Source organism: Streptomyces sp. NPDC021020, from assembly GCF_044333285.1.
Classification (GTDB): Bacteria; Actinomycetota; Actinomycetes; order Streptomycetales; family Streptomycetaceae; genus Actinacidiphila.
Genome location: NZ_JBIRQQ010000003.1, coordinates 429,798 through 456,374 on the forward strand (window position 1 = coordinate 429,798; position 26,577 = coordinate 456,374).

22 protein-coding genes are annotated in these 26,577 nt (G+C 73.2%); 16 read left to right on the forward strand and 6 right to left on the reverse strand.

Annotated features, from left to right (window positions below):
- The first annotated feature begins 387 nt into the window (after positions 1 to 387).
- The 6 genes from ACH4SL_RS10360 to ACH4SL_RS10385 all read left to right on the forward strand — a co-directional run bounded on the left by ACH4SL_RS10360 (position 388) and on the right by ACH4SL_RS10385 (position 7,700).
- Entirely contained in the window at positions 388 to 1,452 is a 1,065-nt protein-coding gene (locus ACH4SL_RS10360) for a nitronate monooxygenase (protein WP_398443371.1), read from the forward strand.
- Entirely contained in the window at positions 1,449 to 2,192 is a 744-nt protein-coding gene (locus ACH4SL_RS10365; protein WP_398443374.1) for a 16S rRNA (uracil(1498)-N(3))-methyltransferase, read from the forward strand. Before ACH4SL_RS10360 ends, ACH4SL_RS10365 begins: the two co-directional genes overlap by 4 nt.
- Before the next feature lie 426 nt (positions 2,193 to 2,618).
- Entirely contained in the window at positions 2,619 to 3,002 is a 384-nt protein-coding gene (locus ACH4SL_RS10370) for a hypothetical protein (protein WP_398443376.1), read from the forward strand.
- Positions 3,003 to 3,021: 19 nt separating this feature from the next.
- Positions 3,022 to 6,309 carry a S41 family peptidase gene (locus ACH4SL_RS10375; RefSeq protein WP_398443379.1) on the forward strand — a complete coding sequence of 1,096 codons (3,288 nt, stop codon included), beginning with the start codon at positions 3,022 to 3,024 and terminating at the stop codon, positions 6,307 to 6,309.
- Positions 6,310 to 6,427: 118 nt separating this feature from the next.
- A complete protein-coding gene (locus ACH4SL_RS10380) occupies positions 6,428 to 6,784 on the forward strand; it encodes a histidine triad nucleotide-binding protein (RefSeq protein ID WP_398443381.1) in 357 nt (118 codons plus the stop codon).
- A gap of 10 nt (positions 6,785 to 6,794) precedes the next feature.
- The gene (locus tag ACH4SL_RS10385) at positions 6,795 to 7,700 is read left to right on the forward strand and encodes a ribonuclease Z (RefSeq protein WP_398443383.1); all 906 of its coding nucleotides are present in this window, start codon (positions 6,795 to 6,797) and stop codon (positions 7,698 to 7,700) included.
- Positions 7,701 to 7,726: 26 nt separating this feature from the next.
- Here the strand turns inward: ACH4SL_RS10385 and ACH4SL_RS10390 are convergent, their stop codons facing one another.
- The 3 genes from ACH4SL_RS10390 to ACH4SL_RS10400 all read right to left on the reverse strand — a co-directional run bounded on the left by ACH4SL_RS10390 (position 7,727) and on the right by ACH4SL_RS10400 (position 10,283).
- Entirely contained in the window at positions 7,727 to 8,545 is an 819-nt protein-coding gene (locus ACH4SL_RS10390; RefSeq protein WP_398443385.1) for an HAD family acid phosphatase, read from the reverse strand.
- A 162-nt stretch (positions 8,546 to 8,707) separates the two neighbouring features.
- On the reverse strand, positions 8,708 to 10,009 hold the full coding sequence (locus ACH4SL_RS10395; RefSeq protein ID WP_398443387.1) for a 6-phospho-beta-glucosidase: 1,302 nt from the start codon (positions 10,007 to 10,009) through the stop codon (positions 8,708 to 8,710).
- Positions 10,010 to 10,124: 115 nt separating this feature from the next.
- Positions 10,125 to 10,283 (reverse strand): Arc family DNA-binding protein, encoded by a 159-nt coding sequence (locus ACH4SL_RS10400; RefSeq protein WP_398443389.1) that lies wholly within the window; start codon positions 10,281 to 10,283, stop codon positions 10,125 to 10,127.
- 50 nt (positions 10,284 to 10,333) lie between these two features.
- Here ACH4SL_RS10400 and ACH4SL_RS10405 point away from each other — a divergent pair, with 50 nt between their 5' ends.
- The 6 genes from ACH4SL_RS10405 to ACH4SL_RS10430 all read left to right on the forward strand — a co-directional run bounded on the left by ACH4SL_RS10405 (position 10,334) and on the right by ACH4SL_RS10430 (position 17,306).
- Positions 10,334 to 11,557: an RNA-guided endonuclease InsQ/TnpB family protein gene (locus ACH4SL_RS10405; RefSeq protein WP_398443392.1), complete on the forward strand. Its 1,224-nt coding sequence runs from the start codon at positions 10,334 to 10,336 to the stop codon at positions 11,555 to 11,557.
- 78 nt (positions 11,558 to 11,635) lie between these two features.
- The gene (locus ACH4SL_RS10410; protein ID WP_398443395.1) at positions 11,636 to 12,757 is read left to right on the forward strand and encodes a carbohydrate kinase family protein; all 1,122 of its coding nucleotides are present in this window, start codon (positions 11,636 to 11,638) and stop codon (positions 12,755 to 12,757) included.
- A gap of 126 nt (positions 12,758 to 12,883) precedes the next feature.
- The gene (locus ACH4SL_RS10415; protein WP_398443397.1) at positions 12,884 to 15,037 is read left to right on the forward strand and encodes a PhoH family protein; all 2,154 of its coding nucleotides are present in this window, start codon (positions 12,884 to 12,886) and stop codon (positions 15,035 to 15,037) included.
- Between the two features lie 15 nt (positions 15,038 to 15,052).
- Complete coding sequence (gene ybeY, locus ACH4SL_RS10420) at positions 15,053 to 15,547, forward strand: rRNA maturation RNase YbeY (RefSeq protein WP_398443399.1); 495 nt, start codon at positions 15,053 to 15,055, stop codon at positions 15,545 to 15,547.
- Positions 15,548 to 15,580: 33 nt separating this feature from the next.
- Positions 15,581 to 16,894 (forward strand): hemolysin family protein, encoded by a 1,314-nt coding sequence (locus tag ACH4SL_RS10425; protein ID WP_398443402.1) that lies wholly within the window; start codon positions 15,581 to 15,583, stop codon positions 16,892 to 16,894.
- Positions 16,895 to 16,928: 34 nt separating this feature from the next.
- Positions 16,929 to 17,306: a cytidine deaminase gene (locus ACH4SL_RS10430; protein ID WP_398443404.1), complete on the forward strand. Its 378-nt coding sequence runs from the start codon at positions 16,929 to 16,931 to the stop codon at positions 17,304 to 17,306.
- Between the two features lie 25 nt (positions 17,307 to 17,331).
- Here the strand turns inward: ACH4SL_RS10430 and ACH4SL_RS10435 are convergent, their stop codons facing one another.
- Positions 17,332 to 17,670: a P-II family nitrogen regulator gene (locus ACH4SL_RS10435; protein WP_398443406.1), complete on the reverse strand. Its 339-nt coding sequence runs from the start codon at positions 17,668 to 17,670 to the stop codon at positions 17,332 to 17,334.
- Positions 17,667 to 19,010 (reverse strand): ammonium transporter, encoded by a 1,344-nt coding sequence (locus tag ACH4SL_RS10440; protein WP_398444085.1) that lies wholly within the window; start codon positions 19,008 to 19,010, stop codon positions 17,667 to 17,669. The genes ACH4SL_RS10435 and ACH4SL_RS10440 overlap by 4 nt, the downstream gene beginning before the upstream one ends.
- A 212-nt stretch (positions 19,011 to 19,222) precedes the next feature.
- On the opposite strand from ACH4SL_RS10440, the gene era reads away from it, so the two are divergent.
- Positions 19,223 to 20,173 carry a GTPase Era gene (era, locus tag ACH4SL_RS10445; protein WP_398443408.1) on the forward strand — a complete coding sequence of 317 codons (951 nt, stop codon included), beginning with the start codon at positions 19,223 to 19,225 and terminating at the stop codon, positions 20,171 to 20,173.
- Between the two features lie 6 nt (positions 20,174 to 20,179).
- Here era and ACH4SL_RS10450 read toward each other — a convergent pair whose 3' ends face one another.
- Positions 20,180 to 21,184 carry an Lrp/AsnC family transcriptional regulator gene (locus ACH4SL_RS10450; protein WP_398443410.1) on the reverse strand — a complete coding sequence of 335 codons (1,005 nt, stop codon included), beginning with the start codon at positions 21,182 to 21,184 and terminating at the stop codon, positions 20,180 to 20,182.
- Between the two features lie 198 nt (positions 21,185 to 21,382).
- Between ACH4SL_RS10450 and ACH4SL_RS10455 the strand changes: the two genes are divergently transcribed.
- From ACH4SL_RS10455 to ACH4SL_RS10465, 3 genes are all read left to right on the forward strand, one after another.
- Positions 21,383 to 22,819, forward strand: coding sequence for an MFS transporter (locus tag ACH4SL_RS10455; protein ID WP_398443412.1), 1,437 nt, complete (start codon positions 21,383 to 21,385; stop codon positions 22,817 to 22,819).
- Between the two features lie 325 nt (positions 22,820 to 23,144).
- Complete coding sequence (locus ACH4SL_RS10460) at positions 23,145 to 23,963, forward strand: transglycosylase SLT domain-containing protein (RefSeq protein WP_398443414.1); 819 nt, start codon at positions 23,145 to 23,147, stop codon at positions 23,961 to 23,963.
- A gap of 167 nt (positions 23,964 to 24,130) precedes the next feature.
- Positions 24,131 to 26,527 (forward strand): ATP-binding cassette domain-containing protein, encoded by a 2,397-nt coding sequence (locus ACH4SL_RS10465; protein ID WP_398443417.1) that lies wholly within the window; start codon positions 24,131 to 24,133, stop codon positions 26,525 to 26,527.
- The last annotated feature ends 50 nt before the right edge of the window (positions 26,528 to 26,577 follow it).

Here is a 26,577-nt window from a genome sequence, read left to right on the forward strand (position 1 = left end):
CGTGCCGCGCGGGGCGAGCGTCGCCTTTGCGCGGTGGGGCGCTGTGCCTGCCCGCGCGGGGCGAGCGTTTTCAGGGCGCGGGGAGGTTGCGCGTGCCGCGCGGGGCGAGCGTTTTTTGGGCGCGGGGAGGGTGCGCATACGGCGCCGGGCGAGCGTTTTTTAGGGGCGCGGGGAACTGCGCGACCAGCCACGACGGTGGCGCGCGTAGTCACCGGCCCGAAGGGGCAGTTCGGTTCGTACCGGACCACCGGCCGGTGGAGGGCTGAGCGCGCAGTTCCCCGCGCCCCTGGTGGTTGCCCGGCGCGGCAAGCGCGGCCTCCACGCGCCCCCGAAAGCTCGCCCTGCGGAGCAGAATGTGCGCGTCCGGCGAGGACATAGGGTGAGCTCATGGCTGCTGCGGCAAACCTGCCGAAATTCTCGGCGCATCCGATCGTGCAGGCCCCGATGGCGGGCGGCGCGGCGAATCCGCGTCTGGCCGCGGCGGTGGCCGCGTCCGGCGGGTTCGGGTTCCTGGCGGCGGGCTACAAGACGCCCGAGGCGATGTACGAGGAGATCCGCCAGCTCCGCGACCAGAGCACGCAGCCCTTCGGGGTGAACGTCTTCCTGCCGCAGCCCGCGGCGACGGACCCCTCCGCGGTGGCGGTGTACGCCGAGCAGCTGGCCGGTGAGGAGGCCTGGTACGGCGTGCCGCTCGGCGACCCGGAGGCAGGTCTCGACGACGCGTACGAGGCCAAGGTCGCGATCCTGCTGGAGGACCCCGTCCCGCTGGTGAGTTTCACCTTCGGCTGCCCCGCCCGCGCGGTGCTGGACGCCTTCCGGAAGGCGGGCACGTACACCGTCGTGACGGCCACCACCGTGGCGGAGGCGCAGGCCGCGGAGGCCGCGGGCGCCGACGCGGTGTGCGTCCAGGGCATGGAGGCCGGTGGCCACCGCGGCACGCACCGCGACGAGCCGCTGCTCGACGGCACCGGCGACGGCCTGCTCGCGCTGCTGCCGCAGGTACGCGAGGCGGTGGCGCTGCCGCTGACCGCCGCGGGCGGGCTGATGCGCGGCGGCCAGGTCGCCGCGGTGCTCGCGGCGGGCGCGGACGCGGCGCAGCTCGGCACGGCGTTCCTGGTGTGCCCGGAGTCCGGGGCGAGCCCGCTGCACAAGCAGGCGCTGACCGACCCGGTCTTCACCCGCACCGAGATGACCCGGGCCTTCTCCGGGCGCCCGGCCCGGGGCCTGGTCAACCGCTTCGTGCGCGAGCACGGGCCGTACGCGCCGCCCGGCTATCCGCAGATCCACCATCTGACCGCCCCGCTGCGCAAGGCGGCCGCGGCCGCCGGGGACGCGCAGGGCATGGCGCTGTGGGCCGGGCAGGGCCACCGGCTGGCCCGCGAGGAGTCCGCGGGGCGGCTCGTGGAGCTGCTCGTCGAGGAGATGCGGGCCGCGCGGGAGGTGGCGGCATGACCGCGCCGGTCTTCCTGGTCGGGCCCGCCGCGCTCGACGGCGGCCCCGGCCTCGTCACCCTGGACGGGCCCGAGGGGCGGCACGCGGTGTCCGTACGGCGGCTCCAGCCGGGCGAGGAGGTCGTCCTGACGGACGGGGCCGGGCGCGGCGCGTACGGCGTCGTCGCGGCGGCCCGCGGCAAGGACGAGCTGGACGTCGAGGTGCGCGAGGTCCGCGCCGAGGAGGAGCCCGCGCCGCGGATCACCGTCGTCCAGGCCCTGCCGAAGGGCGACCGCGGCGAACTCGCCGTCGAGACGATGACCGAGGCCGGGGTCGACGCGGTCGTGCCGTGGGCGGCGGGCCGCTGTGTGACGCAGTGGCGGGGGGAGCGGGGCGCGAAGTCGCTCGCGAAGTGGCGTTCCGCGGCGCGGGAGGCCGCGAAGCAGTCCCGGCGGCTGAGGTTTCCCGAGGTCGGCGACCTCGTGAGCACGCGTCAGCTCTGCGAGCTGCTGCGCACGGCGGACTTCGCCGGGGTCCTCCACGAGGAGGGCTCCCTGCCGCTGGCCACCGCGGCGCTCCCCGCCGCCGGGTCCCTCGTCCTCGTCGTCGGCCCCGAGGGCGGCGTCGCCCCCGAGGAGCTGGCCGCCTTCGCGGAGGCCGGAGCCGCCCCGTACCGCCTGGGCCCCACCGTCCTGCGCACCTCCACGGCGGGCGTCGCCGCGGTCTCCCTCCTCCAAACCTGCACGCAACGCTGGTCCTGACCCGTACGCCCCGGGATGCCCCTTGCGGTGGGTGTCGCGATCTTCCACCGGCGGTGGGCTGGTCGCGCAGTTCCCCGCGCCCCTGGTTTGCCGCCCTGCGCGGCATGCGCGAGCCCCTGGCGGGCGCTGGCCTGGCGAGCGAGGGTGAGCGTTTTTGGGGCGCGGGGAACTGCGCGCGTAACCCACGACCGGGGAAAGCCGCCCGCCCGCCGCAAGTGGCAACCCCTCAGGGGCGCGGGGAACTGCGCGACAAGCCCCCACCGGGGGAAGATCGCGAACGCCACCGCAAGGGGCACCCCGGCACGACAACCAACCCCCCCCGCGGATGCGCCAACTCACCCCCAGAGGGGGGACCTTGTCCCGTAAGGGGTGAATCGACCGTGCGGGGGATGGACCCGCGGGCACGGCCGCAGGACCGTAAAGGCCATGGGAAAGGCCAGACGAAAGTGGGCGGTTGCCGCCCTCCTGACAGCGGCGGCGGCAGCCGCCACCGGGTGCGAGCCCGCCGACGGCCTCGGCACCAGCGCCGTCTCCGTGACGACGGACCAGTTGGCGACGCACGCCCTGCAGCAGAAGGGCGTCGACGTCCAGTGGCTCTCGTGCAGCGCCCAGTCGAAAACGCACCACGCCAGCGTCGACTGCGTGGGCCGTACCGACGACGACCGCAAGATCTCCGTGACGGGCGACGTCACCGAGCAGCTCGACGACCTGTGCGTGCGCGGCAGGCTGACGGCGACAGTCGGCGCGCGGCGGGTGTTCTCCGTCGAGGGGCTCGGGAACTGCGACCGACGGCATACTGCGGGGAGTTGATCGAAGTTAGGGTGGTCTGGTGACGCACCCGACACCGAATCACCAGCCCTCGTACCTGAGGCACCCGCACCCGCACGGGGACCTGATCGCCTTCACGGCGGAGGACGACGTGTGGGTCGCGCCGCTGGACGGCGGCCGCGCCTGGCGGGTCAGCGCGGACAACGTGCCGGTGGGCCGCCCCCGTATCGCGCCGGACGGCGCGAGCCTCGCGTGGACGTCGACGCGGGACGGCGCGCCCGAGGTGCACACGGCGCCGCTGGACGGCGGCCCGTCGCGGCGGCTGACGTACTGGGGCGACGCGCGCACCGCGGTGCGCGGCTGGACGCCGGACGGCGCGCTGGTGGTGACGTCGAGCCACGGCCAGGCGTCGGGCCGCCGCACCTGGGCGCGGACGGTGCCGCTGGACGGCGGGCCGGGCGAGCTGCTGCCGTACGGGCCGGTCGGCGACGTGGCGTACGGGCCGGGCGGCGCGGTGCTGCTGCTGTCCGTGCCGATGGGCCGGGAGGCGGCGTACTGGAAGCGCTACCGGGGCGGCACCGCGGGCAAGCTGTGGCTGGACGCGCGCGGCGACGGCGGCTTCGTTCGGGTGCACGCGGGTCTGGACGGCAACATCGAGTGCCCGATGTGGGTGGGCGGCCGGATCGCCTTCCTGTCCGACCACGAGGGCGTCGGAGCGGTCTACTCCAGCCTCCCGGACGGTACGGACCTGCGCCGCCACAGCAGCCTGGAAGGCTTCTACGCCCGCCACGCCGGTACGGACGGCACCCGCGTCGCCTGGACCAGCGGCGGCGTCCTGCACGTCCTGGACGACCTCGACGACGAGGACGCGACACCCCGCCCCCTGGACATCGCGCTCGGCGGCCAGCGCGCCGACCTCCAGCCGCATCCGGTGCGCGCGGCCCACTACCTGGGCGGCGCCCGGCCCGACCACACCGGGCGGGGCAGCGCGGTCGAGGTGCGCGGCACCACGCACTGGATCACCCACCGGGGCGGCCCGGCCCGTGTGCTGGCCGCCGAGCCCGGGGTGCGCACCCGGCTGCCGCGGGTCTTCGCGCCCGGCGGCGCGGACGGCGAGCAGCACGTGGTGTGGGTGACGGACGCGGAGGGCGAGGACGCCCTGGAGCTGGCGCCCGCGCTGGGCCTGGCGCCCGGCACGGCGCCGCGGCGCCTCGCGGCGGGGCGGCTGGGCCGGGTGCTGGCGATGGAGGTCTCGCCGGACGGGCACCGCATCGCCGTCGCCTCGCACGACGGCCGGGTGCTGCTGGTGGAGACGCAGACCGGCGAGATCCGCGAGGTCGCGACCAGCGACGCCGGGGACGCGACGGGCCTGGCCTTCTCGCCCGACTCGGCGTGGCTGGCGTGGTCCGCGCCGGGCCCCGGCGAGCTGCGGCAGCTCAAGCTGGCGTCCACCGCGGATCTGACGGTGGTCGACGCGACCCCGCTGCGCTTCGCCGACTTCGCGCCCGCCTTCACCGCTGACGGCCGCCACCTGGCCTTCCTGTCGGAGCGCTCCTTCGACCCGGTCTACGACGCCCATGTCTTCGACCTGGCCTTCACCAACGCCTGCCGCCCGTACCTGATCACGCTCGCGGCCACCACGCCCTCGCCCTTCGGCCCGCAGCGCCAGGGCCGCCCCTACGACGGCGACGACGACGCCCCGGGCGGCGCGGGCGAGGACGACAAGCCCCGCGACAAGGCCGAGGGCGAGGGCAAGGGCGACGGGCCGCGCGTCCCGTCCACCACCGTGGACACCGTGGGGCTCGCCGACCGCATCGTGCCCTTCCCGGTCGAGGCGGCCCGCTACTCGGGCCTGCGCGCGGCCAAGGGCGGCGTGCTGTGGCTGCGCCACCCGCTGACCGGCGTGCTCGGCTCGGGCCTGGCCACCCCGGAGGCGCAGCCGCCGGGCACCGCCCTGGAGCGCTACGACCTGGCGCAGCTGCGGCTGGAGGAGATCGCCGACGACGCCGACGGCTTCGCGGTCACCGGCGACGGCACCAAGGTGCTGCTGCGGACGAGCGGGCGGCTGCGCGTGGTGCCCGCCGACAGCAAGGCCGACTCCGACGACGACTCCGGCAGCGCGGTCACCGTGGACCTGTCCCGGGTCCGGGTCACCGTGCGGCCGCAGGACGAGTGGCGGCAGATGTTCGCCGAGACCCACCGGCTGGCCCGGGACAACTACTGGCGCGCCGACATGGGCGGCCTGGACTGGGACGGCGTCGCCGAGCGCTACCGGCCGCTGGTGGACCGCGTCGCCACCCACGACGACCTGGTCGACCTGCTGTGGGAGCTGCACGGCGAGCTGGGCACCTCGCACGCGTACGTCTCGCCGCCCGGCGGCTACCGCGACCCGCTGCACCGCCAGGGCCTGCTGGGCGCGGACCTGGCGCGGGATTCCGAGGGCCGGTGGCGGGTGGAGCGGGTGCTGCCCGGCGAGTCCTCCGACCCGCTGGCCCGCTCGCCGCTGTCCGCGCCGGCCGTGGCGGTGCGCGCGGGCGACGCGCTGCTCGCGGTGGACGGTGTCCCGGTGGACCCGGTCGCCGGGCCCGGGCCGCTTCTGGTGGGCACCGCGGGCAAGCCGGTGGAGCTGACCGTGCAGGGCGCGCAGGGCGGCCCCGTACGCCATGTGGTGGCGGTGCCGCTGGACGACGAGGAGCCGCTGCGCTACCACGACTGGGTCGCCGGGCGGCGCGCGCACGTCCACGCGGCGTCCGGCGGGCGGCTGGGCTACCTGCACGTGCCGGACATGGTCGGCAACGGCTGGGCGCAGCTGCACCGCGACCTGCGGGTGGAGGTCGCCCGCGAGGGCCTGGTCGTCGACGTGCGGGAGAACCGCGGCGGGCACACCTCGCAGCTGGTCGTGGAGAAGCTGGCCCGCCGGATCATCGGCTGGGACGTGCCGCGCGGCAGCCGCCCGATGAGCTACCCGCTGGACGCGCCGCGCGGCCCGGTCGTGGCGGTGGCCAACGAGTTCTCCGGCTCCGACGGCGACGTGGTCAACGCGGCGATCCGCGCGCTGGACATCGGCCCGGTCGTCGGCACCCGCACCTGGGGCGGCGTCATCGGCATCGACAACCGCTACCAGCTGGTCGACGGCACGGGTGTGACGCAGCCCAAGTACGCCTTCTGGCTGGAGGGTTACGGCTGGGACGTGGAGAACCACGGGGTCGATCCGGACGTCGAGGTGGTGTGCGCGCCGCAGCAGTGGGCCGCGGGCGAGGATCCGCAGCTGGACACCGCGGTGGAGCTGGCCCTGCGCGCGCTGGACGAGAACCCCGCGAAGACCGCGCCGGAGCTTCCGCCGCTGTAAGCGGTGCGGGCCGTGCGGGCCGTGCGAGCCGTACGGGGGCCGTACGCGCGCCGGTGGTGCGCGTACGGCCGGTACGATGCGAAGCCCCTGTAGCCCTGCGAGAAGGGAGCCCCGCACCATGGCGGGAGAGCCCCAGGCCGACTGCCTGTTCTGCAAGATCGTGGCCGGTGAGATCCCGGCCACGATCGTCCGCGAGACGCCCACCACGCTCGCCTTCCGGGACATCAACCCGCAGGCGCCCACGCACGTCCTGGTCATCCCGCGGGTGCACTACCCGGACGCCGCCTCGCTCGCCGCGGGCGACCCGGGCGCGACCGCGGACGTGCTGCGTGAGGCGGGCGAGGTCGCGGCGCAGGAGAAGGTCGACGGCACCGGCTACCGGATCATCTTCAACACCGGATCCGGCGCGGGCCAGACGGTCTTCCACGCGCACGCCCACGTGCTGGGCGGCCGCGACCTCCAGCAGCTGGTCTGAGCCGCGCCCGATGCCCCGTGAACTCGTCGTCCTCGGCACCGCGAGCCAGGTGCCGACGCGGCAGCGCGCCCATAACGGCTACGTGCTGCGCTGGGACGGCGAGGGCATCCTCTTCGACCCCGGCGAGGGCAGCCAGCGGCAGATGCTGCACGCCGGGGTCGCCGCGCACGACCTGACGCGGATCTGCGTCACGCACTTCCACGGCGACCACTCGCTCGGCCTCGCGGGCGTCTTCCAGCGCATCAGCCTGGACCGCGTCCCGCACCCGATCACGGCGCACTACCCGGCGAGCGGCCAGGCCTACTTCGACCGGCTGCGGCACGCCACCGCCTACCGCGAGGCCGGGGACATCCGCGAGGAGCCGGTGAGCGGCGAGGGCGGCCTCCTCGCCGCCACCCCCGCCTTCACCCTCGAAGCGCGCCGCCTGTCGCACCCCGTCGAGTCCTACGGCTACCGGCTCACCGAGCCGGACGGCCGCCGGATGGTGCCGGAGCGGCTTGCCGAACACGGCATCGCCGGGCCGGACATCGGCCGCCTCCAGCGCGACGGCGAGCTGCGCGGGGTGCGCCTGGAGGAGGTCAGCGAGCCGCGCCGCGGCCAGCGCTTCGCCTTCGTCATGGACACCCGGATGTGCCCGGCGGTGCCCGAACTCGCCGCGGGCTGCGACCTGCTGGTGATCGAGTCGACCTTCCAGGAGGCCGACGCCGGGCTGGCCGCCGAGCACGGCCACCTGACGGCGGGCCAGGCCGCGGCCGCCGCACGGGAGGCGGGGGTGCGCCATCTGGTGCTCACCCACTTCTCGCAGCGCTACCCCGAGCCGGACGGCTTCGCCGCCGAGGCCCGCGCCGCCGGTTTCGAAGGCGAACTGACGGTGGCCGCCGACCTGATGCGGGTGCCGGTGCCGCGCCGCGCGTGAGGACGCGGCACGGCACCGCGGATCCGCTACGGCAGGTAGTACATCGGGTTGGGCAGCTTGTAGGACTTGTCGGCGTGGCCGCCGGACAGGTCGCTGTACTGGTCGCCGAAGTTGCCGATGATGTCGTAGCCCAGCGACTCGATGTGCGCGCGCGTCCCGGACTTGTACTCGATCGTCGTGCAGGTCGCGCCGCACGCCAGGTACGCGGGCGGGGTCGCGGTGTTCTTCAGGTACAGGTGCGCGGTGTCGGGGGCCGCGGTGTAGCCGACCGCGGTCAGGTTCCGTACGGTGTCGGCGCGCTGCGCCTCCGGGCGGCCGGTGATCCAGAAGACCTCCACGCCCTGGTCGGCGGCCCAGTTGGTGAGGGTGTCCATGCCGAAGACCGGCGGCATGTCCTTGCTGTCCAGGTAGGCCTGGTTGCTCGCCGGGGTGTAGTTGAAGCCGACCTCCAGCTCGTAGTTGTACGTGAGCACGCTGGTGTCGTCGACGTCCAGCACGATCGCGGGCTTCTTGCCGTGGCCGCCGTGCTTGTCGCCCTTGGCGCCCTTCGCGTCCTTGCCGTGCTTCAGGGCGTGCGCGAGGTCCGACTTCGCCTTGGCCTCGATGCCCGCGAGCTGGCGGGCGTAGTTGCTGTCCGCGGAGGCGTAGTGCTCGCTGCCCACGGTGGTGTCGCCGTAGTAGGCCTTGATGTCGTTGACGACGTTGGTGAGGTTGGGGATCTGCTTGTCGCTGCGCGGCACCGAGGGGTCGGCGGTGGCGGCTCCGACACCGTAGAAAGCGGCGCCCAGGGTGGCCGCGGCGGCGGCGAGCGCCAGCGAACGGCGGGACGGACGGACGAGGGGCATGGCGGTGCTCCTTCAACGCTGGTTATTGCGCGGCAAGTTAGACCCCCCGTTCCCGGCAGGTCAAGGACGGTCTACGCGCGTATCGTCACAGCGCAGGTCAGATGGTGTTTCCCCGATGTTTCGCCAGAGGTCTTCGGTGCCGGTACGGGACCGGTCCGCGGCTCAGTAGCCCGCCGCGTCCAGGATGCGGGCGGCAGCCGCGGGGGAGTCCACCAGCGGGTGCAGGGCGAGGGCGCGCAGCGCGGCCGTACGCGAGCCGCTGAGCGCCGCCTCGATCACCGCCCGCTCCACCGCCTTGACGGCCAGCATCAGCCCCGCCTGGTGCTCGTCCGGCGGCGCGACGGGCAGCGGCCGCACCCCGGCGGCGTCCACCGCGCACGGCACCTCCACGACGGCCTCGGCGTCCAGGAAGGGCAGCGCGCCGCCCGAGCGGACGTTGAGGATCAGCACCGCCCGCTCGTCCCGCGCGACGGCCCGCATGAGCGCGAGCGCCACCCGGTCGTAGCCCCCGCCGTCCAGGTCGTGCGGGTCGCGCTGCCAACCGCCGCTCGCCGCCCGGGAGTCGGCCCCGTAGGTCTCCTCGCGCTCGCGCCGGGTCGCCTCCCACAGCGCGTGCGCGCGGCCCGGCTCGCGGTCGGCGGCGGCGAAGAACGCGCCCTGCTGGCGGTCCAGGAATTCGCCGCGGGTCTCGTCCGCCGCGCGCACCGCGGCGAGCGTCTCGCGGCGGAAGTAGTAGTAGTGCAGGTATTCGTTGGGCAGCGCGCCCAGCGCGGCGAGGAGGTCGGGGCCGAAGAGCCGCCCCTCCTCGAAGCCGCCGAGCGCGGCGGTGTCGGCGAGCAGGCCGGGCAGCAGGTCGCGGCCGCCGGAGGTCAGCCGGCGCAGCCAGCCCAGGTGGTTGAGGCCGACGTAGTCGTAGCCGAAGCCCGGCGCGTCCGGGTCGGCGCCCGCCGCGCGCGCCGCGCGCCGCACCAGGCCCACGGGCGAGTCGCAGATGCCCACGACCCGGTCGCCCAGCACCCGCGCCATCGCCTCGGTCACCATGCCCGCGGGGTTGGTGAAGTTGATCACCAGGGCGTCCGGCGCCAGCGCCCGTACGCGCTCGGCGATCCGTACCGCGACCGGCAGCGTGCGCAGCCCGTAGAGGACACCGCCCGCGCCCACCGTCTCCTGGCCGAGCACGCCCTGCGCGAGCGGCAGCCGCTCGTCGCGCACCCGGCCCGCGGTGCCGCCCACCCGGATCGCGGAGAAGACGAAGTCCGCGCCGCGCACCGCGTCGTCCAGCCCGTCCGCGAGGCGTACGGCGGGCCCGCCCGCCCCCGCCCCGGCGATCACGGCGGCGACGACCCGCAGCCGCAGCGGGTCCTCGTCGTACAGCACGACCTCGTCGATCAGCCCGTCGCCCGCGAGCGCGCGGTGCACGAGCGGCACCCGGAAGCCCCCGCCGCCCAGAATCGTCAGCTTCACCCGTACTCCGTTCCCGCGATGCTCGTCACCTGATTCCTTCGAGGATGCCCTGACCGCCGGGTCGGGGAGGAGCCGGACTCCTGCGGAGCGCAGGTCAGGGACAGTCGAATCGCCGTTAGGGCGACTCGGCGCCCGCTGCGGCGGCGTTGCGCTCGACCTCCAGCCGGTAGACGATCTCGGAGTTGAGGGACCGGCGAGCGGACCTGGCCTGAGCGGTCAGCCATTCGTGCAGGTCTGCGGGCAGGCGGAGCGTGATGCGCTTGTCTTCATCCATGACACCAGAGTAGTGGTTTCCCAATGCCCACCAACTGGTAGAATGACACCATGACGACACGACGGGAAGCGGGTGAGGAGTCCGGGCGCGCCCGGTACACCTACCGGCTTCGCCTGTCGTCGACCGCGCTCGCCGGGCTCAACGCCGAGTGGGCGCGCTGCCGGTGGATCTGGAACGAATGCGTGGCCATGTCCCGCAAGGTCCACGGCTTGAACACGGACGCCGTCGACAAGGTGACGTGCGGTCCGGCGCAGCTCGACAAGATGCTGACCGGGGCCCGCACCGCCATGGGATGGCTGCGCGATGGTGCTTCGGTGCCGCAGCAGCAGACCATCCGCGACTTCGGCAAGTCCCGCGCCAGAGCCCTGAAGGACATCAAGGCCGGGCTGCCGGTGTGCCGACGCGCCGGGATGCCCCGCGTCAAGCGCAAGCGCGACGCGCTGCCCTCGATGAACTACACCCGGCGCGGCTTCCGCCTCAAGGACGGACGCCTGCACCTCGCGGGCGGCATCGCGCTGACCGTGGTGTGGTCCCGCGGCCTGCCCGGTGATCCCACGTCGGTGCGGGTGTACCGGGACAGCCTCGGACATTGGTACGCCTCGTTCGTCGTCGCCACGGCCGTCGAACCGCTGCCGGAGACCGGCCGGGTGATCGGTCTCGACTGGGGTGTCAAGGAGACCGCCACCACTACCAGCGACAGCCACGACCTCCCCCACCCGCAGCACGGGAAGAGTGCCGCCGCGAAGCTGGCCCGGTACCAGAAGCAGATGGCAAGGCGGAAACCCGGACCCGGCAAGGCCGCGTCGAGGGGCTACCGGACTGCGTCCCGCGCGGCGGCCAAGGTCCACAAGAAAGTCGCCAGGCAGCGCCAGGACACCGGCCGCAAATGGGCCAAGACCGTTGTACGCGACTTCGACCACCTCGCCGTCGAGGACTTCAGGCCCACGTTCCTCGCGAAGTCCACGATGGCGCGCAAGGCCGCTGACGCGGCGATCGGTGCGACAAGGACGGCACTGGTGCAAATGGCCCGCAAGCACGGCCGCACCGTGCACCTGGTGCACCCGGCCCACACCACGATGGACTGCGCACAGTGCGGTGCGAGAACCAAGCACGCACTTCCCCTCTCCGAACGAACGTATGCGTGCACCGCGTGCGGAGCCGTGTCCTCCCGGGACAAGAACTCTGCCCGCGTGATGCTCGTCCGGGCTGGTCTCAACCCGGCTGGCGCTGACGGCGGAAGCCCTCTGGGAGCACTGCTCCCGCAGGCAGCCTGAGCCAGGAATCCCCCTGCTCCAGCCGGGGGAGGATGTCAATGTCAGTGGTATCGGGCACAGTCGGGCACAGTGTGTTCCATGCACGACCAGCCCGTTCTCGATCCGCTCGGCGCGGTGCGCGCCGCGGGGGACCCGGCGACCGATGTCTACCTCACCGGCACCGTCTTCCTCGACATCATCTTCACCGGCCTGGACAGCGCCCCCGTGCGGGGCACGGAGTCGTGGGCCCGCGGCATGGGCTCCAGCCCCGGCGGCGTGGCGAACATGGCCACGGCCCTGGCCCGGCTCGGCCTGCGCACGACGCTCGCCGCCGCCTTCGGCGACGACATGTACGGCGACTACTGCTGGGAGAGCCTCTCCCAGGGCGAGGGCATCGACCTCGGGCCCTCCCGCCGCATCCCCGGCTGGCATTCCCCGGTCACGGTCTCGATGGCGTACGAGGGCGAGCGCACCATGGTCAGCCACGGGCACCGGGCGCCACCGCCCGAGCACGAGCCGGTGCCCGCGTGCCCGCCGCCCGCGCGGGCCGCGGTGGCCTCGCTGGGGCAGCGCGAGCGGGCCTCCGACGAGGAGCCCGCGCCCGACCCGGACCGCGAGTGGGTCGCCCGGGCGGCCGCGCACGGCACGCAGGTCTTCGCCGACGTCGGGTGGGACGACACCGGCCGCTGGGATCCGGCGGATCTGGCCGAGCTGCGGCATTGCGCGGCCTTCCTGCCGAACGCCGAGGAGGCCATGCGCTACACCCGCACCGCGAGCCCCCGCGCGGCCGCGTACCGGCTCGCGGAGCTGGTGCCGCTGGCCGTCGTCACGCTCGGTGCCGAGGGCGCGGTCGCGGTGGACGCGGGCACCGGCGAGACCGCGGAGGTGCCCGCGCTGATCGTGGACGCGCTGGATCCGACCGGCGCCGGGGACGTCTTCGTGGCCGCCTTCGTCACCGGCAGCCTGGCGGGCTGGCCGCTGCCCGACCGGCTGGCCTTCGGCTCGCTGTGCGCCGCGCTGTCCGTCCAGGAGTTCGGCGGCTCGCTGTCCGCGCCGGGCTGGACGGAGGTCGCCGCGTGGTGGACGCGCGCCAAGGCCGACCCGGCCACCCCGGACGGGGCATTGCGCCGCTACGCCTTCCTGGACGCGCTGATCCCGCCCGCCCCGCGCCGCTGGCCGCTGCCCCGGGCGGTGCCGACGATCGGCTTCCGCCGGGCGTGAGGCGCACGGCGGAAGCGCAAATCCCCTCGGCGGCCGACGCCCCACGTCGTAGGCTTGGGAGCACCAGGCCTTAACCGGGCTCCTCGATCAGCAGAAAGAGGGATGAGCAGGCCCTAGCGCCGGCCCATGACTCAGACACCGACCAAGCAGCAGCCGCAGCCGCAGCCGGCCCGCGCCCACTTCGTCGTACCGGCCAAGCACCCCATGGTGACCGTTCTGGGATCCGGCGACGCCCTCCTGCGCGTGATCGAGCAGGCCTTCCCGGCCGTCGACATCCATGTGCGGGGCAACGAGATCAACGCCGTCGGCGACCCCGCCGAGGTGGCCCTCGTGCAGCGGCTGTTCGACGAGATGATGCTCGTCCTGCGCACCGGCCAGCCGATGACCGAGGACGCGGTGGAGCGCTCCATCGCGATGCTCCGCGCCAACGGCACCGCCGCCGACGAGGACGCCGAGACCCCGGCCCAGGTGCTCACGCAGAACATCCTGTCCAGCCGCGGCCGCACGATCCGCCCCAAGACGCTCAACCAGAAGCGCTACGTGGACGCGATCGACAAGCACACCGTCGTCTTCGGCATCGGCCCGGCGGGCACCGGCAAGACCTACCTGGCGATGGCCAAGGCCGTCCAGGCCCTCCAGTCCAAGCAGGTCAACCGCATCATCCTGACCCGCCCCGCGGTCGAGGCCGGCGAGCGCCTGGGCTTCCTGCCCGGCACCCTCTACGAGAAGATCGACCCCTACCTGCGCCCGCTCTACGACGCCCTGCACGACATGCTGGACCCCGACTCGATCCCCCGCCTGATGGCGGCCGGCACGATCGAGGTCGCCCCGCTGGCGTACATGCGCGGCCGCGCGCAGCCGGTCTTCACCAAGGTGCTGACGCCTTCCGGCTTCCGCGCCATCGGCGAACTCCAGGTCGGTGATCTGGTCATCGGCTCGAACGGCGAGCCGACACCGGTGCTGGGCGTCTACCCGCAGGGCGAGAAGGACATCTACCGGCTCACCGCGCAGGACGGCTCGTCCACGCTGTGCTGCGGGGATCACCTGTGGACGGTGAGGACCGCCTCGGACAGGCGCCGGAACAAGCCGTGGCGGGTCCTTGAGACCCGAGAGATGATCGGCAAGCTCCGCGCCGCCCACGCACGGCGTTACGAGCTGCCGATGCTGACCGCCCCGGTGTGCTTCCCGGCGCAGGACGTCCCGATGGATCCGTACGCGCTCGGCCTCCTACTCGGTGACGGGTGCCTCACCGGCTCAACCACGCCGTCCTTCGCGACCGCGGACCCCGAACTGGCCACCGCGCTGGAGACAGCCCTTCCAGGAGTGAAGGCGAGGTTCAAGGGCCGCGTCGACTACACCCTTAGCCGCGTCCGCTCGGCAGGTGACGTCGTCACGCTGGAGAATCCGGTCACGGCCGCCCTGCGGGCGCTGGACCTTCTCGGCAACAGGTCGCACGCGAAATTCGTCCCCGACGCCTACCTGCGCAACTCCGCGGACGTACGGCTGGCCGTTCTCCAAGGCCTGCTCGACGCCGACGGCGGACCGGTCAAGCAGACCGGCCGCACGTGCCGCGTGCAGTACACGACCACGTCGATCCTGCTGCGCGACGACGTCGTGGCGCTCGTCCAATCCCTGGGCGGTGTCGCCTACACCCGGCGCAGGGCGGTGGAAGGCCGTACACCTGGCCGAGTGTACGGACGCGACGTGCACCACCGGCGCGACACGCACATTCTCGACATCCGGCTTCCCGAAGGAATCGAGCCCTTCCGCCTGGCCCGCAAGCGCGACGCGTACCACGCAGCTGGTGGCGGGGGTCGTCCGATGCGCTTCATCGACAGCATCGAGCCCGCGGGCCGTGAGGAGGCGGTGTGCATCCAGGTGGCCGCGGAGGATTCGCTGTATGTCACCGAGGACCACCTGCTGACGCACAACACGCTCAACGACGCCTTCATCATCCTGGACGAGGCGCAGAACACCAGCGCCGAGCAGATGAAGATGTTCCTGACCCGGCTCGGCTTCGACTCCAAGATCGTCATCACCGGTGACGTCACCCAGGTCGACCTGCCGAGCGGCACCAAGAGCGGCCTGCGGCAGGTGCAGGACATCCTCGCCGACGTCGACGACGTCCATTTCGCGCGGCTCACCAGCACCGACGTGGTGCGGCACAAGCTGGTCGGGCGGATCGTGGACGCGTACGAGCGGTACGACAACGCGCTCGCCGCGGCCGACGCGGGGGATACCGCGAACGGCGGCCGCACCGCACGGCCCAAGAGAAAGTAGCCGGACCACACCATCATGGCGATCGACGTCAACAACGAGTCCGGCTGGGAGATCGACGAGCAGGCGGTGCTGGACACCGCCCGCTACGCGCTCGGCCGGATGCGCATCCACCCGCTGTCGGAGCTGTCGGTGATCCTGGTGGACGCCGACGCGATGGAGCAGCTGCACGTCCAGTGGATGGATCTGCCGGGCCCCACCGATGTCATGTCCTTCCCGATGGACGAGCTGCGGCCCGGCAAGGAGGACGAGGAGCCCGCGCAGGGGCTGCTCGGCGACATCGTGCTGTGTCCGGAGGTCGCGAAGAAGCAGGGCGAGGAGGCGCCGACCGGGCACAGCATGGACGAGGAGCTTCAGCTGCTCACCGTGCACGGGGTGCTGCACCTGCTCGGGTACGACCACGAGGAGCCCGAGGACAAGGCCGAGATGTTCGGCCTGCAGAAGGCGATCCTGGACGGCTGGCGGGCCGAGCACGGCATGACGGGCCCCTCGCCCGCGCCCACCACCCACTGACGCGGGGGCACGGCTACCGCACGTGGACGCCTCATGATCGTCTCCGCTGTCCTGCTCGTCATCGTCGCCTGGCTCGCGGCCTGCGCCGAGACCGCGCTCGCCAGGATCTCCCGCTTCCGCGCCGAGGACGCGGTCCGCTCCGGCCGCCGGGGCGCCGCCAACCTGCTCGCGGTGGCCTCCGACCCGACCCGCTACCTCAACGTCGCGCTGCTGGTGCGGGTCGGGTGCGAGACCGCGGCGGCCGTGCTCATCACGGTCGTCTGCTACCGCGCCTTCACCAGCACCTGGGAGGTGCTGGTCGTCGCGATCGGCGTCATGGTGCTGGTGTCGTACGTCGCGGTGGGGGTCTCGCCGCGCACCATCGGCCGCCAGCACCCCATGAACACCGCGACGGCCGCCTCGTACGTGCTGCTGCCGCTGGCCCGCGTCATGGGCCCCGTCCCCGGGCTGCTGATCCTGCTCGGCAACGCGCTGACGCCCGGCAGGGGCTTCAAACGCGGCCCGTTCGCGAGCGAGGCGGAGCTGCGCGCGCTCGTCGACCTCGCGGAGTCCGAGTCGCTCATCGAGGACGACGAGCGCCGTATGGTGCACTCCGTCTTCGAGCTGGGCGACACCATCGTGCGCGAGGTGATGGTGCCGCGCCCCGAGCTGGTGATGATCGAGCGCTTCAAGACCATCCGCCAGGCCACCACGCTGGCGCTGCGCAGCGGCTTCTCCCGCATCCCGGTGACCGGCGAGAGCGAGGACGACGTCGTCGGCTTCGTCTACCTCAAGGACCTCGCCCGGCGCACCCACATCAACCGCGAGGCCGAGAGCGAGCCGGTCACGAGCGTGCTGCGCCCGGCGGCCTTCGTGCCCGACACCAAGAACGCCGGTGATCTGCTGCGCGAGATGCAGCGCGACCGCAACCACGTCGCGGTCGTCGTCGACGAGTACGGCGGCACCGCGGGCATCGTCACGATCGAGGACATCCTGGAGGAGATCGTCGGCGAGATCACCGACGAGTACGACCAGGAGACCCCGCCGGTCGACGAGCTGGGCGAGGGCCGCTACCGGGTCACCGCGCGGCTCGACATCGGCGACCTGGGCGAGCTCTACGGCGTGCTGCTGGACGACGACGACGTCGAGACGGTCGGCGGCCTGCTGGCCAAGTCCCTCGGCCGCGTCCCCATCCCCGGCGCCACCGCGGTCGTCCCCCTCCCCGAGGACGGCTCCGCCGAGCGCCCCACGGTCGCCCTCCGCCTGACCGCGGAGACCCAGGCGGGCCGCCGCAACCGCATCGGCACGGTCCTGGTGGAGCCGTTGACCGCGGAGCACGAGGCGCCGGAGGGCGGGGCCCAGGAGTGAGCGGGGGCCCGCGTACGGGGTGCGGCGACGCCCTATGATCGCGCGTATGAGCGATCAGCAGCAGGCAGCCGGGCTGTCGGACCCGGAAGACCGCAAGCTCGTCACCCTCGCCCGCTCGGCCCGGGCGCGCAACGGGGTGGCCGAGGGTGCCGCGGTGCGGGACGAGACGGGGCGTACGTACGTGGCGGGCACGGTCGCGCTGGAGTCGCTGCGGCTGAGCGCGCTGCAGACGGCGGTCGCGATGGCCGTCGCGAGCGGCGCGAAGTCGCTGGAGGCCGCCGCGGTCGTGACGGAGGCGGAGGCGGCGTCCGACGCCGACCGCGCCGCCGTCCGCGACCTGGGCGGCGCCGCGGTGCCGGTGATCACGGCGGCGCCGGACGGCTCGGTACGCGCGCAGGTCACCGCGGGCTGAGGCGCGGCGGGCGCGTCAGAGGGCGTCAGAGGGCGTCGGGGCCGAATTCGCCGGTCCTGACGCGGACGGCGGTGTCGACGGGCACCGACCACACCTTGCCGTCCCCGATCTTGCCGGTGCGGGCGGCCGCGACGACCGCCGCGACGACGGCGTCCGCGTCCGCGTCCTCGACCAGCACCTCGATCCGCGCCTTCGGCACGAGGTCCACGCGGTATTCGGCCCCCCGGTAGACCTCGGTGTGGCCGCGCTGCCTGCCGTAGCCGCTCGCCTCGGTCACGGTCATGCCCTGCACGCCCATCTCCTGCAGGGCGGTCTTCACGTCGTCGAGCTTGTACGGCTTGATGACGGCGGTGACCAGCTTCATCCCAAGGGGCTCCTGTCGTGCGCGGCCTGCGCGGCGGCGGCGTGCCCGGCGGCGGCGCCGTGCGACGTACCGTGCGTGAGTACGCCGTGATCGTAGGCGGTCTCGGCGTGCACGGTGAGGTCCAGGCCCCTTCTCTCGTGCTCCTCGCTCGCCCGGAAGCCCAGCAGCCGGTCGATGCCCTTGCCGATCGCGTACGTGACGGCGAAGGCGTACGCCCCGACCGCCCCGATCGCCGTGAGCTGGCGGCCCAGCTGCGCCAGGCCGCCGCCGTAGAAGAGACCCTCGGGGCCGCCGGTCATGGTCTCGGTGGCCAGCAGGCCGATGAGCGCGGTGCCGACGATGCCGCCCATGAGGTGGACGCCCACGACGTCCAGCGAGTCGTCCACGCCCCAGCGGAACTTCCAGCTCACCGCGTACGAGCACAGCACACCCGCCGCGAGACCGACGACCGCGGCGCCGGGGACGTCCACGCTGCCGCAGGACGGGGTGATCGCGACCAGGCCCGCGATCGACCCGGAGGCGGCGCCCAGCGTCGTGGCGTGCCCGTCGCGCCGCTTCTCGACCGCGAGCCAGCCCAGCAGGCCCGCGCAGCCCGCGGTCTGGGTGTTGAGGAAGGCCGCGCCCGCCATGCCGTTGGCGCCCAGCGCGGATCCGGCGTTGAAGCCGAACCAGCCGAACCACAGCAGCCCGGCGCCCAGCAGCACCAGCGGCAGGTTGTGCGGCCGCATCGCCTCCTTGCGGAAGCCCAGCCGCGGCCCCAGCACGATCGCCAGCGCCAGCCCGGAGGCCCCCGAGCACACCTCCACGACCGTGCCGCCCGCGTAGTCCAGGGCGTGCAGCTTCGCGGCGACCCACCCCCCGTCGGCGAAGACCCAGTGCGCCACGGGGACGTATACGGCCAGTGTCCACACCGGCACGAAGACCATCCAGGCCCCGAACCGCGCCCGGTCGGCGACCGCCCCGCTGATCAGCGCGGCCGTGATCACCGCGAAGGTCATCTGGAAGGTCGCGAAGAGCAGCGTCGGCACGTGCCCGTGCATCGCGGTCGGCCCGATGCCGTGCATGCCCAGGTTCTTCGGGTCGCCGATGAGGCCGAGCCCGCCCGCGTCGTGCCCGAAGGCCAGCGTGTATCCGGCGAGCAGCCACACCATCGTGACCAGGGCGATCGAGACGAAGCTCATCATCAGCATGTTGAGGACGCTCTTGCTGCGGACCATGCCGCCGTAGAAGAGCGCGAGGCCGGGCGTCATGAGCAGCACCAGTGCGGTGGCGGCCAGCAGCCACGCGGTGTCGGCGGCGTTCACGGCCGTCTGGCCGGAGGGGCCGGAGGACAGCAGCAGCACGGTCGGGTCCTTCCGCAGGCGGGTATACGGAAGCGTCACGGGCGCGCGTTTCCGGATGTGGGCGTGGGTGTTTCCGCCGTGTTTCGTGTTGCGTGGGCATTACGCCATCCTCACGACAGCCGGGCCTGCCACCGCTGCGGGCGCCCGGCCGCCCGGGCCTGCGACCTGGCGCGGGCGCCCGTCCGCGCGCACCCGCGCCATCGGGGAGAATGGGGGCCATGAGCGCTCGCACCCCTGCCACCGGCCCCGCCCACCGGTCCGGCTTCGCCTGCTTCGTGGGCCGCCCCAACGCCGGAAAGTCCACCCTCACGAACGCTCTGGTCGGCCAGAAGGTGGCGATCACCTCCAACCGGCCGCAGACCACCCGGCACACCGTGCGCGGCATCGTCCACCGGCCCGAGGCCCAGCTCGTGCTGGTCGACACCCCCGGCCTGCACAAGCCCCGCACACTGCTCGGCGAGCGCCTGAACGACGTGGTCCGCAGCACCTGGGCCGAGGTGGACGTCATCGGCTTCTGCCTGCCCGCCGACCAGAAGCTCGGGCCCGGCGACACGTTCATCGCGCGCGAGCTGGCCGAGATCCGCAAGACGCCCAAGGTCGCGGTGGTCACCAAGACCGACCTGGTCGACTCCAAGGCCCTCGCCGGGCAGCTGCTGGCCGTCGACAAGCTGGGCCGCGACCTGGGGTTCGAGTGGGCGGAGATCGTGCCCGTCTCGGCGGTCGCGGGCGAGCAGGTCGGCCTGCTCGCGGACCTGCTGATCCCGCTGCTCCCCGAGGGCCCCGCCCTCTACCCCGAGGGCGACCTCACCGACGAGCCCGAGCAGATCATGATCGCCGAGCTCATCCGCGAGGCCGCGCTCGAAGGCGTACGCGACGAGCTGCCGCACTCCATCGCCGTCGTGGTGGAGGAGATGGCGCCGCGCGAGGACCGGCCCGCCGACCGCCCACTGGTGGACATCCACGCCAACGTCTACATCGAGCGGCCCTCCCAGAAGGGCATCATCATCGGCCCCAAGGGCGCCCGCCTGAAGGAGGTCGGCATGAAGTCCCGCAAGCAGATCGAGGCGCTTCTCGGCACGCCGGTCTTCCTCGACCTCCACGTCAAGGTCGCGAAGGACTGGCAGCGCGACCCCAAGCAGCTGCGCCGCCTGGGCTTCTGAGGCGGCTCAGCGGTTCGGCAGGAAGAACGGGCCCGGGCCCTTGAGGGTGCGGTGGATGGGGGCCGTCTCGGTGCGGCGGACGCCGGGGAGGGCGGCCACCGGGCCGGTGAGGTAGCGGTAGAGCGAGGGCGCGTCCCGGCACAGCAGCGACGCGTACACGTTCGCCGTCCCCGTCGTCGCCGCCGCGAAGGCGACCTGTGTGTGCTCGGCGAGCGCCGCGCCCACCGCGGCGAGGTGCGCGGGCTCGACCTCCAGCCACAGGGAGGTCCGCAGCTCGCTCGGGTGCAGGCCCGCGGCGAAGTCGAGGTCGAAGTAGAGCACGCCGGACGCGCGCAGCTCGGCCATACGGCGGCGGACCGTGGTGGGCGACCAGCCGGTGGCGGCCGCCAGCTCGGCGGCGGGGGTGCGGCCGTCGCGCGCGAGGAGTTCCAGCAGCCGCAGGTCGCCCTCGTCGAGGTGGGGCGGTTCCGCGGTGTCCTCGGGCGGCGGCGGGCGCAGGGCCGCGACCTGCTCGGGGGCGAGCGGCCCGAGCCTGCTGTAGGGGCTGAGGTCGCCGCCGAAGAAGACGTGCAGCAGGGCGTGCGCGCTGACCTGGACCACCCGCGGGGTGCGCGGCAGCTTGTGGAGCAGCAGCGCGTGCGGATCCTGCGTGGGGTCGGAGACATGGGTCATGCAGCCGATCTCGGTGCCGCCGGAGAGCAGGCTGACCCAGCGGGTGTCGGTGCGCCGGGCCAGCGCGTCGCCGATCTGCCGGGCCGCGTCCGGCGTGCAGCGCACCCGCACGAACCACGGCGTGAGGCCCATCCGCAGCGGTTCGGTCAGCCCGAGCACCCGCAGGCCCGCGGTCTCCCGCAGCCGCGCGTGGCGGCGGGCCACGGTCTGGTCGGAGACGCCGAGCACCTCGCCGAGCCGCCGGTAGGGCGCGCGGCCGTCGAGCTGCAGGGCCTGCACGATCTGCTGGTCGAGCGGGTCGAACACCCGCAGAGGTGCCCATGCCGTGTCGGATTCCACGCAGGGAGCCTACTGCGTGTCGGATTCCGCCGTGCGGGGCGGATCGGCCGAGGATTTCCGCAGCAGGACCGCACGATGGAACGGTCGGACAGCCGGGCGACCGCCCGGAACAGCCGTCCGGCGGTGTCAGTACCGAGGCGCCGGAGCACCCGGCACCGGATCCGCACCCGACCCGAGCCGAAAACGGAGTCCCGTCCCATGCGCAAGTGGCTGCCCCTCACGGCGATCTGCCTGGGCGCCTTCATCCTGCTGGTCGACGTCACGATCGTGAACGTCGCGCTGCCGCGGATGGCGTCCGACCTCGACGCACCCTTCTCCTCCCTGCAGTGGGTGGTGGACGTGTACGCCCTCGCGCTGGCCGCGCTGCTGCTGGTGGCCGGCTCGCTGGGCGACCTCTTCGGGCACCGGCGGCTGTACGCGGCCGGGCTCGTCCTCTTCGCCGCGGCCTCGCTGGGCGCGGCCCTGTCGCCGAACGCCGCCGCGCTGATCACCGCGCGCGGGGTGCAGGGCATCGGCGGGGCGGCGATGTTCGCGACCTCGGCCGCCCTGGTGGCCTCGACCTACCAGGGGCGTGACCGCGGAGTCGCGTTCGGTGTGTGGGGCGCGGTCAACGGCGCCGCCGCCGCGGCCGGGCCGATCCTGGGCGGGCTGCTCACCCAGGGCTTCGGCTGGCAGGCGATCTTCCTGGTCAACCTGCCCATCGCGGCGGTCGCCGTGCTGCTCACCCTGCGGGTCCTGCCGGAGCGCGGCGGGCGCGGCACCGGCCGCCTGGACCTGCCGGGAGCCGCGGCCTTCACGCTGGCCGTGGCCGCGGTCACGTACGCCCTGATCCGCGGCGGCGACGCGGGCTGGACCGACGGGCTGACGCTCGCCGCCTTCGTGGTGGCCGCGGCCGCCGGCGTGGCCTTCGTGGCGATCGAGGCGCGCTCGGCCCATCCGATGATCGACCTGGCGCTGCTGCGCAACCCCGGCTTCAGTGGCCTGCTCGCGGGCGGCCTGCTCTACCAGGCGGCGGCCTTCAGCGGCTTCGTCTACTTCTCCCTGTGGCTGCAGAACGTGCTGGGGCTCAGCCCGATCCGCGGCGGCCTGGCCATGATGCCGATGGCGGCGACCGCCTTCGTGGTCGCGGCGATCGCCGGGCGAGTGATGCACCGCTTCCCGGCGCGGCTGCCGATCGGGCTGGGCCTGGTGATCATCGGCGCGGGCTGCGGCCTGCTGGCGCTGACCGTGCACACCTCGTCGGGCGCGGCCTCGCTGGCCGCCGGGTTCGCGGTGACCGGGGTGGGGGTCGGCCTGACCACGCCGGTGCTGGCCGCGGCCGCGGTGGACGCGGTACCGCCGCACCGCGCGGGCATGGCGGGCGGGGCGCTGAACACCGCGCGCCAGCTCGGGATGACGCTGGGTGTCGCCGTCTTCGGCGCGGTCTTCACCGCCCGGCTGCGCCACGTCTCCGCGCACGGCGGCTCCACGCACGCGGCGTACGCCGCGGCCCTGGACCGTATCTCGGTGTGGGCGGCGGTCGCGGGCCTGCTCGGCGGCCTGCTGGTGCTGGCGCTGGTCAGGCCGTCGCGCTCCGGCGACAAGGCGGCGGCGGTGCCCTCCGGCGCCCCCGCTCCCGAGCCCGCGGGGCGGTAGAAAAGGGCCCGCCCGTACATCCCGGCGGCTTTTGCGGCCTGCCTTGATTACCGGGTGACCGCGGTCACACAAAAGGCCTCCATTCGCTCACGTCCAGCGCCCCCGTTCTCACTCCCGGTGAGAGCGGGGGCGCCCCTTTGTGATGCCCTCGACAGGGCGTGGGTCACATACTAAGCCGCTTAGTGAACTCCGGCCGCCGTATCCCACGGCATATCGGCGCCCGGTAATCGTCCTTACGAATGCGCCCCGTAGCGCGGGTCATTGACCGGCGGATCGCCGCCCCCTAACAATTCAGGGGTCCCGCTACGGAAGAGGTAATTTCTCCATGCAGCTCCCCACGATCCCGAAGAAGCTCCCGACGTTCGCGAAGTTCCGCCAGCTGCCGAAGAAGCACAAGATCACCGCAGCCGGCGCTGTCGCCGCCGCGGCGGTCGTGCTGACCGTCACCGGACTGGAAGCGACCGCCGGAGCCGGTTCGGCGACCGCGGCGGGCGACCCGACCGGGTTCTCCGTCTCCACCGGTACGCCCACCAAGGAACTGGGTGCGCAGTCCGGTATGGCGTCGCAGAAGGCCATGGACGACTCCGCGCAGCAGAAGTCGGCCAAGGCCGAGCAGGCGAAGAAGGAGGCCGCGGACGCGGCCGCCAAGAAGAAGGCCGCCGCCGAGGCGACCGAGCGCGCGAAGGCGAAGGCCGCCGCGAACCGCTCGCACGAGCGTGCCGACGCCGCGAAGAAGAGCACCACCACGACCGCGCCGAAGAAGAGCACGACCAAGAGCACGACCAAGAGCACGACCGCGTCCAAGCCGGCCGCCAAGCATTACGCGAACAACCTGGACGGCTGGATCCGCGAGTCGCTCGACATCATGCACAAGAAGGGGATCCCCGGCACGTACGAGGGAATCCACCGCAACATCATCCGCGAGTCCAGCGGTAACCCCAAGGCGATCAACCTGTGGGACATCAACGCCCGCAACGGCATTCCCTCGAAGGGTCTGCTCCAGGTGATCAACCCGACGTTCGACCGCTACCACGTGGCCGGCACGTCGCACGACATCTACGACCCGGTCGCGAACATCACCGCCGCCTGCAATTACGCGGCCGACCGCTACGGCACGATGGACAACGTGAATTCCGCGTACTGATCCGTCGCCGGAAGAAGTGACACGGAGGGCGGCGGGGCCACATCGGCCCCGCCGCCCTCCGGCGTACCCGGACGCTCCCGCCGGGGGGTCACGAACGGAGAAGCGAGCCGCGGCCCGGCCCCGTTACGGTGGCGGGCAGCACAGCCGCACCGACGAGGGAGAGCGCGATGACGGGGACGCACGCTGGGACGGACGCAGGGGGCGGGGCGGACAGCCACGACGTGATCCGGGTGCACGGCGCCCGCGTGAACAACCTCAGGGACGTCCACGTCGACATCCCGAAGCGGCGGCTGACCGCCTTCACCGGCGTGTCCGGCTCCGGCAAGAGCTCGCTGGTCTTCGACACGGTGGCCGCCGAGTCGCAGCGGCTGATCAACGAGACCTACAGCGCCTTCGTCCAGGGCTTCATGCCGACGCTCTCCCGCCCCGACGTGGACGTGCTGGCGGGCCTGACCACCGTGATCAGCGTCGACCAGCAGCGGATGGGCGCCGACCCGCGCTCCACCGTCGGCACGGCCACCGACGCCAACGCCATGCTGCGCATCCTCTTCAGCCGCCTCGGCACCCCGCACATCGGCCCGCCCAGCGCGTACGCCTTCAACGTGCCGTCGGTCCACGCGGCCGGCGCGATCACCGTCGAGCGCGGCGCGAAGAAGGCCGTGAAGGCCACCTTCAACCGCACCGGCGGCATGTGCACCCGCTGCGAGGGCCGCGGCACCGTCTCCGACATCGACCTGAGCCAGCTCTACGACGAATCGAAGTCGCTCGCGGAGGGCGCCTTCACGATCCCCGGCTGGAAGTCCGACAGCTTCTGGACGGTGCGGGTCTACGCCGAGTCCGGGCTGCTGGACCCGCACAAGCCGATCGCGCAGTTCACGGAGCAGGAGATGCAGGACTTCCTCTACCGGGAGCCGACGAAGGTCAAGGTCGAGGGCGTCAACCTCACCTACGAGGGGCTCGTCCCCAAGATTCAGAAGTCGATGCTGTCGAAGGACAAGGATGCGCTCCAGCCGCACGTCCGGGCCTTCGTGGAGCGCGCGGTCACCTTCACCACCTGCCCGGAGTGCGACGGCACCCGGCTGGCGGAGGGCGCGCGGTCGTCGAAGATCGGCGGGGTGAGCATCGCGGACGCGTGCGCGATGCAGATCAGCGACCTCGCGGAGTGGGTGCGCGGCCTGGACGAGCCGTCCGTCGCCCCGCTGCTGGCGGCGCTGTCGGTGACGCTGGACTCCTTCACCGAGATCGGCCTCGGCTACCTCGCGCTCGACCGGCCCGCGGGATCGCTGTCGGGCGGCGAGTCGCAGCGCGTGAAGATGATCCGGCAGCTCGGCTCGTCGCTCACCGACGTCACGTACGTCTTCGACGAGCCCACGGTGGGCCTGCACCCGCACGACATCCAGCGGATGAACGACCTGCTGCTGCGGCTGCGCGACAAGGGCAACACGGTGCTGGTCGTCGAGCACAAGCCGGAGACGATCGCGATCGCCGACCATGTCGTGGACCTCGGCCCCGGCGCGGGCTCCGCGGGCGGCACGGTCACGTACGAGGGCACGGTCGCGGGCCTGCGCGCCAGCGGGACGACCACCGGCCGCCACCTCGACGACCGCGCGAAGCTCAAGGACGAGGTACGCAAGCCCTCCGGGACCCTCGCGGTGCGCGGCGCCGACGCCAACAACCTGAAGGACGTGGACGTCGACATCCCGCTCGGCGTGCTGTGCGTCGTGACGGGCGTGGCGGGCTCCGGGAAGAGCTCGCTCGTGCACGGCTCGCTGCTGAAGTCCGCCGAGGCGGCGGAGGCGGGCGTCGTGTCGATCGACCAGAGCCCGATCCGCGGCTCGCGGCGCAGCAACCCGGCGACGTACACCGGGCTGCTCGACCCGATCCGCAAGGCCTTCGCGAAGGCGAACGGCGTCAAGCCCGCGCTCTTCAGCGCCAATTCCGAGGGTGCCTGCCCGACCTGCAACGGCGCCGGGGTCGTCTACACCGACCTCGCGATGATGGCGGGCGTCGCGAGCCCCTGCGAGGACTGCGAGGGCAAGCGCTTCTCGGCCGAGGTGCTGGAGTACACCTTCGGCGGGCGCGACATCAGCGAGGTGCTGGCGATGTCCGTCGCCGAGGCCGCGGAGTTCTTCGCGGACGGCGACGCCCGCACCCCCGCCGCCCACACGGTCCTCGGCCGCCTGGTGGACGTCGGCCTCGGCTACCTCACCATCGGCCAGCCCCTCACCACCTTGTCCGGCGGCGAGCGCCAGCGCCTGAAGCTCGCCACCCACATGGGCGACAAGGGCGGCGTCTACGTCCTCGACGAGCCCACGACCGGCCTCCACCTCGCCGACGTCGCCCAGCTCCTGGCCCTCCTGGACCGGCTGGTCGACGCGGGAAAGTCCGTCATCGTCGTCGAGCACCACCAGGCCGTGATGGCCCACGCCGACTGGATCGTCGACCTGGGCCCCGGCGCGGGCCACGACGGCGGCCGCATCGTCTTCGAGGGCACCCCCGCCGACCTCGTCGCCGCCCGCACCACCCTGACCGGCGAGCACCTCGCCACCTACGTCGGCGCCTGAGCGGCAGAACGCGGGGCCCCCGCCGGATCGCCGGCGGAGGCCCCGCGTGC